This window comes from Bradyrhizobium sp. A5 (assembly GCF_042076515.1).
Taxonomy (GTDB): Bacteria; Pseudomonadota; Alphaproteobacteria; order Rhizobiales; family Xanthobacteraceae; genus Bradyrhizobium; species Bradyrhizobium cosmicum.
On sequence record NZ_CP148990.1, the window covers coordinates 2532206 to 2545772 of the forward strand.

Annotated in this window: 13 protein-coding genes; 3 read left to right on the plus strand and 10 right to left on the minus strand. The window is 65.4% G+C overall.

Annotated features, from left to right (window positions below; all coding sequences use genetic code 11):
* Positions 1-1422 carry a serine/threonine protein kinase gene (locus WHZ77_RS12000; protein WP_375313852.1) on the plus strand — a complete coding sequence of 474 codons (1422 nt, stop codon included), beginning with the start codon at positions 1-3 and terminating at the stop codon, positions 1420-1422.
* A gap of 27 nt (positions 1423-1449) precedes the next feature.
* Here the strand turns inward: WHZ77_RS12000 and WHZ77_RS12005 are convergent, their stop codons facing one another.
* From WHZ77_RS12005 to rpe, 3 genes are all read right to left on the minus strand, one after another.
* Positions 1450-1641 carry a hypothetical protein gene (locus WHZ77_RS12005; protein WP_375313853.1) on the minus strand — a complete coding sequence of 64 codons (192 nt, stop codon included), beginning with the start codon at positions 1639-1641 and terminating at the stop codon, positions 1450-1452.
* A 23-nt stretch (positions 1642-1664) separates the two neighbouring features.
* Complete coding sequence (locus WHZ77_RS12010; RefSeq protein WP_375313854.1) at positions 1665-1844, minus strand: hypothetical protein; 180 nt, start codon at positions 1842-1844, stop codon at positions 1665-1667.
* Positions 1845-2136: 292 nt separating this feature from the next.
* A complete protein-coding gene (gene rpe, locus WHZ77_RS12015; RefSeq protein WP_375313855.1) occupies positions 2137-2838 on the minus strand; it encodes a ribulose-phosphate 3-epimerase in 702 nt (233 codons plus the stop codon).
* 252 nt (positions 2839-3090) lie between these two features.
* On the opposite strand from rpe, the gene WHZ77_RS12020 reads away from it, so the two are divergent.
* Positions 3091-3882 (plus strand): EF-hand domain-containing protein, encoded by a 792-nt coding sequence (locus tag WHZ77_RS12020; protein WP_375313856.1) that lies wholly within the window; start codon positions 3091-3093, stop codon positions 3880-3882.
* Between the two features lie 19 nt (positions 3883-3901).
* Here the strand turns inward: WHZ77_RS12020 and WHZ77_RS12025 are convergent, their stop codons facing one another.
* Positions 3902-4900 (minus strand): P1 family peptidase, encoded by a 999-nt coding sequence (locus WHZ77_RS12025; RefSeq protein WP_375313857.1) that lies wholly within the window; start codon positions 4898-4900, stop codon positions 3902-3904.
* Between the two features lie 54 nt (positions 4901-4954).
* The gene (locus WHZ77_RS12030) at positions 4955-7786 is read right to left on the minus strand and encodes a PAS domain S-box protein (RefSeq protein ID WP_375313858.1); all 2832 of its coding nucleotides are present in this window, start codon (positions 7784-7786) and stop codon (positions 4955-4957) included.
* A gap of 216 nt (positions 7787-8002) precedes the next feature.
* On the opposite strand from WHZ77_RS12030, the gene WHZ77_RS12035 reads away from it, so the two are divergent.
* Positions 8003-8392: a response regulator gene (locus WHZ77_RS12035; protein ID WP_375313859.1), complete on the plus strand. Its 390-nt coding sequence runs from the start codon at positions 8003-8005 to the stop codon at positions 8390-8392.
* A gap of 64 nt (positions 8393-8456) precedes the next feature.
* Here WHZ77_RS12035 and WHZ77_RS12040 read toward each other — a convergent pair whose 3' ends face one another.
* The 5 genes from WHZ77_RS12040 to WHZ77_RS12060 form a co-directional block, all read right to left on the minus strand.
* Entirely contained in the window at positions 8457-9575 is a 1119-nt protein-coding gene (locus WHZ77_RS12040; protein ID WP_375313860.1) for a branched-chain amino acid ABC transporter substrate-binding protein, read from the minus strand.
* A 160-nt stretch (positions 9576-9735) separates the two neighbouring features.
* Complete coding sequence (locus tag WHZ77_RS12045) at positions 9736-10476, minus strand: ABC transporter ATP-binding protein (protein ID WP_375313861.1); 741 nt, start codon at positions 10474-10476, stop codon at positions 9736-9738.
* The gene (locus WHZ77_RS12050; protein WP_375313862.1) at positions 10473-11306 is read right to left on the minus strand and encodes an ABC transporter ATP-binding protein; all 834 of its coding nucleotides are present in this window, start codon (positions 11304-11306) and stop codon (positions 10473-10475) included. The genes WHZ77_RS12045 and WHZ77_RS12050 overlap by 4 nt, the downstream gene beginning before the upstream one ends.
* The gene (livM, locus tag WHZ77_RS12055) at positions 11303-12628 is read right to left on the minus strand and encodes a high-affinity branched-chain amino acid ABC transporter permease LivM (protein WP_375313863.1); all 1326 of its coding nucleotides are present in this window, start codon (positions 12626-12628) and stop codon (positions 11303-11305) included. The genes WHZ77_RS12050 and livM overlap by 4 nt, the downstream gene beginning before the upstream one ends.
* Positions 12629-12637: 9 nt before the next feature.
* The gene (locus WHZ77_RS12060; RefSeq protein ID WP_151649425.1) at positions 12638-13555 is read right to left on the minus strand and encodes a branched-chain amino acid ABC transporter permease LivH; all 918 of its coding nucleotides are present in this window, start codon (positions 13553-13555) and stop codon (positions 12638-12640) included.
* Positions 13556-13567: the final 12 nt, after the last annotated feature.

A 13567-nucleotide genomic window follows, 5' to 3' on the forward strand; every position in this document is an offset into this window, starting at 1 on the left:
ATGCCCAAACCTCTGGTCAAGTCAGGCGCGGTGATCGACGGCTACACCATCGGCGAATGCGTCCATGCCGGCGGCATGGCGACGCTGTGGACCGTCACCCATCCCGGCATCGACGTGCCGCTGCTGATGAAGATCCCGCGGGTGTCGGAGGGCGAGGATCCTGCCGCGATCGTCTCCTTCGAGATGGAGATGATGATCCTGCCGCGACTCGCGGGTCCGCATGTCCCGGCCTGCTTCGGCACCGGCGATTTCGCGCACCAGGCCTATGCCGTGATCGAGCGCATTCCGGGCATCACGCTCTACAAGCGGTTGCCGGATTTGCCGCTGCCTTACGAGGAGGCGCGGCTGCTGGTGTCGAAGATCGCGGCCGCGCTGGCCGATCTGCACCGGCAGAACGTGATCCATCACGACATCAAGCCGAGCAGCATCATGTTCCGCGATAGCGGCGAAGCCGTGCTGATCGACTACGGCCTGTCGCACCACAACCATCTGCCGGATTTGTTGCAGGAGGAATTCCGACTGCCTTACGGCACCGCGCCCTATATGGCGCCGGAACGGCTGCTCGGCGTGCGCGACGATCCGCGCAGCGATCTGTTCTCGCTCGGCGTGCTGCTCTACTTCTTCACGACAGGCGAGCGGCCGTTCGGAGAGGGCGAGACGCTGCGCGCGATGCGGCGCAGGCTGTGGCGCGATCCGCATCCGCCGCGCAAATTGCGCGCGGACTATCCACCTTGGCTGCAGGAGGTGGTGCTGCGGTGTTTGGAGATCCAGCCGGTCCGGCGCTACCCCACCGCGTCCCAGCTCGCCTTCGATCTGGCCCATCCGAACCAGGTCAGGCTGACCGCGCGTTCGGAGCGGATGAAGCGCGATCCCTGGGGCGTCGCCTGGCGGCGCCGCTTCAACCAGGGCGTCATGGCGCCGCGTGCGAAATCCGACGTCGCCGCGCAGATCGCCTCCAGCCCGATCATCGCGGTTGCGCTCGACGCCGCGGAAGGCGCGCCCGAATTGAACGAGGCGCTGCACGTGACGACCGAGCGCATCCTTGCCACGTTGCCGTCGGCGCGGCTTGCCTGCGTCAATGTGCTGAAGCTCAATCGCATTGCGATCGACCGGACGCTGGACGAGCAGGGCTCCAACAAGCATGTCGACCGCCTGGTGGCGCTCAGGCATTGGGCGACGCCGCTCAAGCTGGATGAGAGCCGGCTGTCGGTTCATGTGCTGGAAGCGGTCGATCCCGCCGCGGCGCTGCTGGAGTTCGCCGAGGTCAACCAGGTTGACCATGTGATCATCGGCGCGCGGCAGAGCTCGTTCCGGCGCACGCTGCTCGGCAGCGTTTCGGCCAAGGTGGCCGCGGAAGCGGCCTGCACCGTGACCGTGGTGCGGCCGCCCCGGATGGCTGCGGATGCGGAGGAGGCCAGGTAGGCCTCGCTCCGGATTGTGGAGAAGGGCTCAGGCAGCGTGGGCGGTTTGGACGGAGCGCTTGCGGCGGATCGGCCAGGAGAACTGGGGACCGGGCTCGCCGTGATCCGCGCTGCCGCCGAAATACTGGATGATCTCGCGGCAGGGCTCGCAGTTGAACAGGTTGCGCGACGCGGATGCCTTGGTCATTTCCTTCAGGCAGTTCGGGCAGTGCGGCTTCATCAATCTTGGTCCAATCGAGAATTTCAATGCTGGCGCGGTGACCGGAACGGATAATCCAGGTCCGCCGTCTCGGCTCCGGGATCGTCGCGCATCTCGCCTTCGGTGCGTTCGAGCCGGCCGAAGAAATAGTCGAGGTTCGGATGCGGACGCCGCGGGATGCGACACCGGCGCTTCGGTTGACGCTTCACGAGTACGATCTGCACGGTGTCAGATCCGATGGCGACGGATGTGACGCGCCGAACGCGCCGGGACCTGTATCGGTCCGGCCGACGGGCCAAACACAACAAACGCACTGAAACCGGTCCACAACGCCACGCCAGTCCAAACCAGGGTCGTCGTCATGATGTGCTCCCGCGAAAACAGGCAGGAATCACTAGCGGTGATTTGCGCGAATCAGGGAAGTCCGGAGGAGTACGGACCCAGGTTGCAATTTTAGGCATTGCGCCCCCGCAACACCCGTAGTCTTGTGGGAGCGGGTGTCGTGCCTGAGGCGGCTCAGATCGCTTCGCCGCGGGCCCCCAGCGCTGCGCTCCGGATCGCTGCGATGTTGGTCTTGTAGGCCTCCTGCGTGCCGCCCCTGAACACGGAGGTGCCGGCGACGAAGGCGTTGGCGCCGGCCGCGGCGAGGGGGCCGGCGACGTCGGGGCCGACACCGCCGTCGACCTCGATGTCGATCGGACGCCCTGCGGTCATCGCGCGGATGTCGCGGATCTTGCCGATCGCGGAGGGGATGAAGGCCTGGCCGCCGAAACCGGGATTGACCGACATCACCAGCACGAGGTCGACGAGGTCGATGACGTATTCGAGCACGCTGATCGGCGTGCCCGGGTTGAGCGAGACGCCGGCCTTCTTGCCGAGTGCGCGGATGGCCTGGAGCGAACGGTGCAGATGGGGACCGGCCTCCGCATGCACGGTGATGTGGTCGCAGCCGGCTTTCGCGAAGGCCTCGAGATAGGGGTCGCAGGGCGAGATCATCAGATGCGCGTCGAAGATCTTCTTGGTGTGCGGGCGCATCGCCTTGATGACATCGGGGCCGTAGGAGATGTTCGGAACGAAGTGCCCGTCCATCACGTCGAGATGGATCCAGTCGGCGCCGGCGGCGTCCACCGCCCGGACCTCTTCACCGAGCTTTGAGAAGTCCGAGGCCAGGATCGAGGGCGCGATGGCCAGGGGGCGGGGGGCGAAGGCTTGGGTCATGGCGCGGTGTCCCGTGGCGGCCGTGAAAGATGATGCTCGCCTAACATGGGCCTCTCAGCCGGGCAATGCAGGGGCGGTGAGCTTCCTGTGGGCGGAAATTTCTGCCGCGCCCGGCACGAATTGCCGGTGTTTCCGGGCCGCCCGGAGCGCAGTGACGGCGGATTTCATTGAGCTTTTCGCGCTGGCACGACGCTTGCTGACGTCACCACCAGAACATTGGCTGCGGCGTGCCGCATCGGTTGGAGTTGTGCAATGTTGTTCGCCCTTGGTGCCGTATCGAGCGCGCTCGACGCGATCCAGTCGCTGACGAACTCGAAATCGTCCTCTTCGACCCAGAAGGCGGGGTCTTCGCAAAAGACGGCGACCAATCCGTTCGCGATCGACAGCGGCAGCAACACGACGACCGGCGCGACCTCGTCGGTCAATGCGGGCAAAACTCCGCAGATATCTCCGGAGACGATGAACGCGCTGTTCGCCGCGCAAAGCCAGTCGTCCACCAGCACGAACAGCACCGCCAGCTCGACCTCATCCAGCTCGACCTCATCGACATCGACCAGCCGGGATGCGGCGCTGAAGGACCTGTTCTCGCAGATCGATGGCGACGGCGACGGCAAGATCACCAAATCCGAGTTCGAGAACGCGCTTGGGGCCGGCGGCACCAACCTCGCGAAGGCCGACGACGTCTTCTCGAAAATGGATTCGAACTCCGACGGCAGCGTCAGCCTGGACGAGATGTCGAAGGCGCTGAAGAGCGGCCATCACGGTCACCACGCGCAAGGTGCCAGCGGTTCGGGCGATGGATCGGATTCCTCGTCGTCGTCGAACGGCGGGTCGACCTCGACCACGACGACCGCCGCCGACGGCTCGACCACCACCACCGTCACCTATGCCGACGGCTTCAAGATGTCGACGACGGTTCCCGGCGCCTCTGGCTCCTCCGGCAATTCGGCCTATGATCTGTTCGCGCAGTTGATGCAGCGGCAAGGCGGGCAGGGGCAAGGCGCCTCGGCGACTGCCGGCTCGTCGATGTCGATGAGCGTCTGACGTTTCAGCATCTCCGCTGTCATCCGCCGAACCTGTCCTTCCACGCCGGCAGCGCGCCGGGGAATGGCAGCGCCGTGGCGTTGTAGACGCCGCGCGCGATCGCGCGCGCAACCACGTTGGCGGCGACCGTGCCGAGCTCGGTGAGACCGACCAGCGGCTCGACCGGCTTCTCGCAGGTCGCGGCCGCAAACAGCACATCTCCGTCGGTCGGTGCATGCACCGGATAGATCGCGCGGGCAAATCCGGTATGCGCGATCATCGCAAGCCGTTTGGCCTGTGCCTTGGTCAGCGTGGCATCGGTAACGACGAGGCCGATCGTGGTGTTTTCGCGCGCGCTTGCGGCGGGGCCGCCCTTGATGCGCATCGCCAGCATGTCCTGCGTGAATTTGGGCGGCAGGCTGTGCCCGCCGAACTCGCCGTTGTCTTCGAACGGCGCTGCCCAGAACCACGGCCCTTCGCCGACGGTTGCGCTGCCGACCGCGTTGACGACGATGATTGCGGCGACCTTGATGCCATTGGCCAGCACGGCCGAAGCCGAGCCGAGTCCGCCCTTGAAGGTCGCGGTGGTGGCCCCCAGGCCCGCGCCGACGCTGCCCAGCGCGAAGTCGTCGCCAGCGGCCACTGCCGCGGCGTAGCCGAGGTCGCGATAGGGCGCAAAGCGCCCCCAATTCTTGTCGCCGCCATTGAGCAGGTCGAACACGATCGCACCCGGCACGATCGGGATCACCGCCTCGCGGATCCGGAAGCCGCGGCCTTGCTCGGCAAGCCAGGCCTGGATGCCGCCGCCGGCCTCGATGCCGAAGGCGGAGCCCCCGGACAGCGCAATCGCGTCAACGCGCTCGACCGTGCTGGCGAGGTCTAGCATCGCGTCCTCGCGCGTGCCGGGGCCGCCGCCGCGCACGTCGATTGCCGCGACCGCCGGTTGGTCGAAAATGATCGCGGTCGTGCCCGAAGCGAGCTTCGCATCATGGGCATGGCCGACGCGGACGCCGGCGACATCGGTGAGCAGATTTTTCAAGGCCGGCACTCCATGCGCTGCAGCCGTCAGCGATAGCGCACCGATGCCGCGGGCTCAACTCGCCAGCGCCGTTCTGAGCATCTTGGCGAGCTCGGACTTGCGGTAGGGCTTGGCCAGCAGCAGCACGCCGGAATCGAGCCTGCCGTGATGGACGATGGCGTTTTCGGTGTATCCCGAGGTGAACAGCGTCTTCAGGTCGGGGCGCCGCCGTGCCGCCTCGTCGGCGAGCTGCCGGCCGTTCATGTTGCCGGGCATGATGATGTCAGTGAAGAGCAGGTCGATGTCCTGGTCGGCGTCGATGATGACGAGGGCTTCGGCCGCGTTGGCCGCTTCCAGCGCGGTATAGCCGAGGCTCTTGACCTGGGTCATGACGTACTGCCGCACCAGCGCGTCGTCCTCGACGATGAGGATTCTCTCGTCGCCGCCGGTGACGGGCACGTTCTGAAGCGCCTCGAACTCGGTCTCCTGCACGCCGCTCGAGCGTGGCAGGTAGATCTTCACGCTCGTGCCGTGGCCTTCCTCGCTGTAAATCTTGATGTGGCCGCCCGACTGCTTGACGAAGCCGAACACCATACTGAGCCCGAGGCCGGTGCCCTTGCCGACTTCCTTGGTCGTGAAGAAGGGATCGAACACCCGCTCGATCAGGTCAGGCGGAATGCCCGTGCCGGTGTCGCTGACCGCGATCATCACGTAATTGCCGGCGAGGACGTCGGGATTCATGCTGGCGTAGCCGTCGTCGAGGAAGACGTTGCGGGTTTCCAGCACCAGGGTGCCGCCGCCGGGCATGGCGTCACGCGCATTCAGCGCGAGATTGAGGATTGCGGTCGAGAGCTGGCCGGGGTCGATCAGTGCCGGCCAGGCATCCTCGGTGAGTTGCGGCATGATGGTGATCTGCTCGCCGAGGGTCGGATGCAACAGCTTGGCGGCCTCGAGCGTCAGCGCGTTGACGTCGATCTCGCGCGGCTGAAGCGGCTGCTTGCGGGCAAAGGCGAGCAGGTGCTTGGTCAGTTGCGCGCCGCGCTCGGCGGCATCGTCGATCAGCTTGGTGATGGCGGCGAGTTCGGGGCGGTCGGCCACGGCGTCAGCCAGGATGCCGATCGTGCCGGTGATGACGGTCAGCACGTTGTTGAAATCGTGGGCGACGCCGCCGGTCAATTGGCCGATCGAGTCCATCTTCTGGACTTGTCGAAATTGGGCCTCGGCGGCCTGCTTGTCGGTCAGGTCGCGGCCGATGAAGAAATGGCGCTTCACCGGTTCCGACCAGGTGCCCATCCAGTTCAGCGTGACCTCGTGACCGTCGTCGTGATAGTAGCGCGCCTCGAAGCTGCGCTTGACCGCGCCACGCCGCGCCGCGCGCATCTCGTTGCGTGTCTTGTCGAGATCGTCGGGGTGGATGAACTCGGTCGCGCTGTGCCCGATCATGTCGTCCGGGCTATAGCCGAGAATGTCCTTCACGCTGGGGCTGACCTGCACGAAATTGCCAAAACCGTCGGTGACCAGAATCAGATCCTGCGAGGTCTCGAAGATGAGCTGGCGCTCTTCGGTCTCGCGGCGCAGTTTCTCCCTGGCTTGCTTCTCCTCGGTAATGTCATGGGCGATCTTGGAGGCGCCGATGATCTCGCCGCTGTCCGATCTCAGGGGCGAGACATTCAGGACGACGTCGAGTTGGCGGCCATCCTTGCGAACACGGACCGTCTCGTGCTGGGCGATCGACTCGTTGTCGCTGATGCGGTTGAGGATGCCCCTGGCTTCTGCCTTACGGTCCTCCGGCACGACCAGGTAGATCGACTGGCCGATGGCCTCGGCGGCGGAATAGCCGAACAGGTGCTCGGCAGCCTTGTTCCAGCCCGTGATGACGCCGTCGAGCGATTCGGTGATGATGGCATCGTTGGAGGACTCGACCACGGCGCCGTAGAGCGCCAGGCGCTTGCCGTAGAAGTCGCGATCCGAGGCGGATTGCTGCCGCAGTTTGCCGACGAGGCCGACCGTGTGCGCCTGCAGGCGGACGTTCTCGATCAGCAGTACGGCAAGCACGAAGCTCGCAGCGCAAAGGCCGTAGAGGCGGCCGGCGTAGAAGCCGAGATCGTAGCGGGCGACGTTGACGATTGCCGACAGGGCGATGTCGAACAACCAGGCGCACATCGTGACCATGAGCCAGACGTCGATCACGGTGTGCGGCCTGCGGAACCACAGCGTGATCAGCGCCGCGAAGCTCAGGGACCAGACGAACGACACCACGCCGATCATGGTGGTGGTGTAGTGGCCATCCTTCAGCAGGACCGGCAGCAGGCCGTGCTGCGCCGTCACGAGCCAGCCGAACACGGCCATCGCAGCGAGCACGCCGGCGACGGAGAGTGCGACCGCGGATGCCGTCGAGCCTGCGACCCTGTTCCCGCCATTGCCGTCCTTCAGCCAGCTGTAAGCCAGCACGAACAGCGGGAAGCCGCCATGCCAGATCATGTAGAGCCATACGGTGGTTTGCGAGCCGGCACCGAACAATCCGGCCGGGGCGAACAGCCCGGGGAAGGTGAGGGCGTGTGTCACCGCCGCCGCCGCCGTGAACAGATAGCCGGTCGCCAGCAGCAACAGTGCACGGTTGCGCAGCACGGCGAACTGCGACAGCAACAGAACTGCGGTGATGGTGTCGCTGACCGCGAGCGCCGACTGGTAGCTCGCCACGAACGCGGGCACCTGCGCCAGCGGTGTGCCCGCAAACGGCACGGCCAGCGCGAACAGGATCGCGGAGATGCCGACGATCGCCAAGGCCGCTGTGCGATCACTCTGCGTAGCCGGCAGGGTCGAAAGGAAGGTGCTGCGGTCGTTGGGGGCTAGCACGTGGATCTCCCGTAAGCCGGCATGGTAACCTCGTACGTCAATTTCTTTCATCCGGGACAGCAGCTTCCGACATGGTAGCCGGCTCCGGGCGCGCGTCCTGACAGAAAGCGCTTGCGACTCAACCGAGGGTTACAGCTTACTTAACTTGGAGGGGGACGTGGAACTGGTATCCGGTAAGGGGTGCTTTACTGAACGGACTCATACTGCCCTGCCGCACCTCCACGGTGTATTGAACCAATTAATGATACGAATCCGGGAGTTATTCCCATGCCCCGTGTCCTCGTGATCGACGACCAGAAGGACGTCCGCGCCATGGTCGCGATCGTGCTCCGGGTCAACCATTATGACGTCGTCGAAGCCGAGAGCGGAGCGGCCGGCCTGAAGGCCTTCGGCGAGAACGCTTTCGATGCCGCGATTGTCGATATTTTCCTGGCCGACACCAGCGGTGTCGATGTCATGGCCGCCATTCGGGAGCGTAATCCCGGGTTTCCGATCGTGGCGGTCTCGGGCATGACCGCGCTGGATTTCGTGGGAGCGGCGCCCGATCTGGCAGGCGTCGTCTGCCTGCAAAAGCCGTTTCGGCCGAACGATCTGCTGCAAGCGCTGCGGGCTGCGCAAGGCCAGGCTGCAACTGGCGAGGCCGCGCAGGCGGTCTGACAGCAAAACGCCCCGGCGAACCGGGGCGCTGGTTGGTCTGGCCAAAAAGGTCAGCCTACCTGCCTCAGGTCCCGTTGCCCTTGATCTCGGCGTAGCCGCCCTTGGCGTCCCACTTGTAGACGACGTAGTCGAGCTGCTTGATGTCGCCCTTGGCGTCGTACTCGATCGGGCCGATCACGGTGTCCCACTTGCCGGCCTTGATCGCCGCCATCACCTTCTTGGCGTCGGTGGTGCCGGCCTTCTTGGCCGCCTGCGACCAGACCTGCATCGCCGCATAGGTGTAGAGCGTATAGCCTTCGGGGTCGATGTTCTTGGCCTTGAAGGCGTCGACGATCTTCTTCGCGGTCGGTTTGTTGCGCGGATCAGGGCCGAAGGTGAACAGCGTGCCTTCACCGGCCGGGCCGGTGATGGAGGCGTACTCCTTGTCGGCGAGCGCATCGCCGGCCATCAGGATCGTCTTGAGGCCCTGGTCGCGCATCTGACGCAGGATCAGGCCGCTCTCCTGATGGTAGCCGCCGACATAGACGAGGTCGATGTTGTCACGCTTCAGGCGCGAGACGATCGCGTTGAAGTCCTTGTCGCCCTTGTTGTAGGACTCGTACATCTTCTCGGTGATGCCGGCCTTGTTGAGCGCCTTCTTGGTCTCGTCGGCAAGACCCTTGCCGTAGGTGGTCTTGTCGTTGAGGATCGCGATGTTCTTGCCCTTGAAGTTCTTGGCGATGTACTGCGCCGCGACCAGGCCCTGCTGATCGTCGCGGCCGCACACCCGCGCCACGTTCCACAGACCGCTGTCGGTGAACTTCGGGTTGGTGGAGGCGGGGGTGATCTGCAGGACGTTGCCGTCGGCATAGGCTTCCGAGGCGGGGATCGACGACGACGAGCAATAGTGCCCGGCGACGAACGGCATCTTCGCGCTCGCGATCTTCTCGGCGACCGAGCGGGCCTGCTTCGGATCGCAGGCATCGTCCTCGACGGAGAGCGCGAGCTTCTTGCCATTGACGCCGCCGGCGGCGTTGATGTCAGCCACGGCCATCTCGGCGCCGTTCTTCATCTGGCGGCCGAAGGCGGACTCGCCGCCCGTCATCGGGCCTGCGACTGCGACGGTGACATCCTGCGCGAACGCCGCGCTCGACAGCGCGATCGACGCGCCGAATGCCAGACCGATGAGCTTCAGTGATTTCATGAGATACCTCGCGGGTGGTCGCCTGTGGGAGTTGCCGGGTGCGCCCGGTCCAAACCGGCACCATTCTTGAATGAATTCGGTGAGAAGTCACCGGCAAAATACGGGCATTGGCGGAGATATCTCGCCACATTCGGCCGCACTTGATCCGGCTTTGGGCCGCTCAGCCGTGCCGGCCGCCTTCCAGATAGGCGGCGCGAATTTCGGGGCGCTGCAGCAACTCGGCGCCGGTCCCCGCCAGCGTGATCAGGCCGTTGACCATGACATAGCCGCGATGGGCGAGCTTGAGCGCGTGGTTGGCGTTCTGCTCGACGATCAGCACGGTCAGGCCGTCCTGCCGGTTCAGGGTGCGGATCGCGTCGAAAATCTGGCGGGCGATCAGCGGCGCCAGCCCGAGTGAGGGCTCGTCGAGCAGAAGCAGGCGGGGGCGGCTCATCAGGGCGCGGCCGATCGCCAGCATCTGCTGCTCGCCGCCGGACAGCGTTCCGCCGCGCTGGGCGTAGCGTTCCTTCAGCCGTGGAAACAGCGAGAACACGCGTTGCAGCGTCACCTCGCGTTCGGCATCCGTGCACTCGGTGGCATCCGCCCCCATCTGGAGATTCTCCGCCACGCTCATGCGCGGGAAGATGCGGCGGCCTTCCGGCGATTGCGCGATGCGCAAATGCGCGATCTCGTGGGTCGGGACGTCGGTGATGTCGCGGCCTTCGTACAGGATCTGCCCCGAGCGGGCGCGCGGCTTGCCGAAGATCGTCATCATCAGCGTCGACTTGCCGGCACCGTTGGCGCCGATCAGCGCCACGATCTCGCCGGCATTGATCTCGACGTCGACGCCCTTCAGCGCCTCGATCTTGCCGTAGGCGGCGCGAAGTCCGCGGATCGCGAGCAGCGGCGTGGGCGACGTCACGACCCGCCCTCCATCACGGCCACGGCTTCGTCCTCGTCGGTGCCGAGATAGGCGGCGATCACCTTGGGATCGTCGCGGACTGCGCGGGGCGATCCTTCCGCGATCTTGACGCCATGGTCCATCACCACGATGTGGTCGGAGATTTCCATCACCACCGACATGTCGTGCTCGATCAGCAGGATCGAGGTGCCGAGCTCGTTGCGGATCGAGAGCAGCAGCTCGCTCAGGGCGGCGCTCTCACGCGCGTTGAGGCCGGCGGCGGGCTCGTCCAGGCACAGGAGCGCAGGTTCGGTACACATCGCGCGCGCGATTTCGAGCCGGCGCTGGTCGCCATAGGCGAGATTGCCGGCCGCGTCATCGGCGCGGTCGAGCAGATTGACCCGCTTGAGCCAGTCGGTGGCAAGATCGATCGCGTGCTTCTCGGCGTCACGGTAGACGGGCGCGCCGATCAGGCCGAGAAAGGTGAAGCCTGAGGCGCGCATCAGCGCGTTGTGCTGCGCCACCATCAGGTTTTCCAGCGCCGTCATGCCGGGAAACAGCCGGATGTTCTGGAAGGTGCGGGCCACCTTGGCCTGCTTGGCGATGCGGAAATCGTTCAGCCGCTCCAGCGCGATCACCTTGCCGTCGTCATGGGTGAGGCGGATGGCGCCGCCGCTCGGCTTGTAGAAGCCGGTGATGCAGTTGAAGACGGTGGTCTTGCCGGCGCCGTTCGGCCCGATCAGTGCGGTGATCTTGTTGCGCTCGGCGGCAAAGGACAGGTCCTGCACCGCAACGATGCCGCCGAAGCGCATCGTGAGCCGTTCGACGCTGAGAATCTTCGCGCCGCTCATCCGTGGCCTTCCTTGACGAGGTCGGAGGAGATCGCGTGTGCCTTGGTCAGGTATACGGTCGGTGCGCGATGGCCGATCAGGCCGCGCGGCCGCCAGATCATGATCAGCACCATGGCCATGCCGAATACCAGCATGCGGTAGGTCTCGAGGCTGCGGAACAGCTCGAAGCCGCCGATCATGGCGAGTGCGGCGAGTGCCACGCCGAGCTGCGAGCCCATGCCGCCGAGCACGACGATGGCGAGCACCAGCGCCGATTCCTGGAAGGTGAAGGATTCCGGGCTGATGAAGCCCTGGCGGGTGGCGAAGAACGCGCCGGCGAAGCCGCCGAACATCGCGCCGGTCGCGAACGCGGTGAGCTTGGTGGTCGTGGTGTTGATGCCCAGCGCGCGGCACGCAACTTCGTCCTCGCGCAGGGCTTCCCAGGCCCGACCGATCGGCAGGCGGCGCAGGCGGATCGTCACCCAGTTGGTGAGCAGCGCCAGCGCCAGGATCAGATAGAACAGGAAGACGATGCGATGGGTCGGCGAATATTCGATGCCGAGCCTGGCGGCGAGCCCGCTATCGCTGTTGTCGAGCGGGATGCCGAAGAAGGAGGGACGCGGAATGCTGGAGACGCCGTTGGGCCCGCCGGTCAGATCCTGCCAGTTGATGATGACGAGGCGGATGATCTCGCCGAAGGCGAGCGTCACGATGGCAAGATAGTCGCCGCGCAGGCGCAGCACCGGGAAGCCCAGCAGCACACCCCAGAATGCGGCGAGGATGCCCGCCAGCGGCAGGCAGACCCAGAACGACCAGCCAAAATTGGTCGCAAGCAGCGCGTAGGAATAGGCGCCCACCGCGTAGAACGCGACGTAGCCGAGATCGAGCAGGCCCGCGAGCCCGACCACCACATTCAACCCCCAGCCGAGCATCACATAGGTGAGCACGAGGATCGCGAGGTCGAGGATGTAGCGCTGGTCGTAGAAGATCACGGGCACCAGCAGCGTGAAGATCAGCAGAGCCGGCGCGAGGTAGCGGCCGACGAAGGACATGCCGGTTTGCACCGCGGGCGGAATGAGCTTCTCGGTGCCCGCCGGGCCGATCCACTGTCGCAACAGCTCGATCACGATCGAGCCGCCGAACACCGCGGCGACGAGGGCTGCGACGTCGCCGAAGCGCGTCCAGTAGGTGAGCTGGCCGTCGGAGCCCGCCTCGGTGCGGACGCCGACCATCAGCGAGAACAGCACCAGCGCGATCAAGGCGTTGACGAAGGCTGTTTTCAGGAGAGCGGGGATGCCGGCGGAGCGGCTTGCGGAGGCGGTTTCTGGCGAAATGACTGTCACGCGCGACCGTCAGACTTTTTCGACTTCGGGACGGCCGAGCAGGCCGGTCGGCATGAAGATCAGCACGACGATCAGGATCGAGAACGCCGCGACGTCCTTGTACTCGACCGAGAAATAGGCCGACCAGAATGTCTCGATCAGGCCGATCGCGAGACCGCCGAGCATGGCGCCCGGCAGTGAGCCGATGCCGCCGAGCACGGCGGCGGTGAACGCCTTGATGCCGGCGACGAAGCCCATGAAGAAATCGACCAGGCCGTAGTAGAGCAGGTACATCAGGCCGGCGACGGCTGCGAGCGCGGCGCCGATCACGAATGTCATGGAGATGGTGCGGTCGACGTCGACACCGAGCAGCGCCGCCATGGTCTGGTCCTGCTCGCAGGCGCGCATGTCGCGCCCGAGCCTCGTGCGCGACACCAGCCAGGTGAAGATCGCCAGCAGCACGATGGTGGTGACGACCACGATGATCTGGATGTTGGAGAGCTGGATCACGAAGCCGTCCGCGCTCTCGTGCAGCGTATAGCCGCCGGTGATGACGGGCGGGATCGGCTTGACGCGCGCGCCCTGTGCCACCTGCGAGTAGTTGGTCAGCACGAAGGACATGCCGATCGCCGACAGCATCGGGGCGAGGCGGAAGGAATGACGCAGAGGCCGGTAGGCGATGCGCTCGATGGTCCAGCCATAAAGCGCGGTGATCGCCATCGAGACCAGCAGCACGATGAGCAGGATCACCGGGATCGCGGTGAGGCCGGTCGAGATCAGGAGCAGGAAGGTGATGAGGGCGATGAAGCCGCCGATCATGAAGACGTCGCCGTGGGCGAAGTTGATCATGCCGACGATGCCGTAGACCATCGTGTAGCCGATCGCGATCAGGCCGTAGATGGAGCCGAGCACGAGGCCGTTGATGAGCTGCTGGGCGAAATAATCCATAGGCTGCCGTTA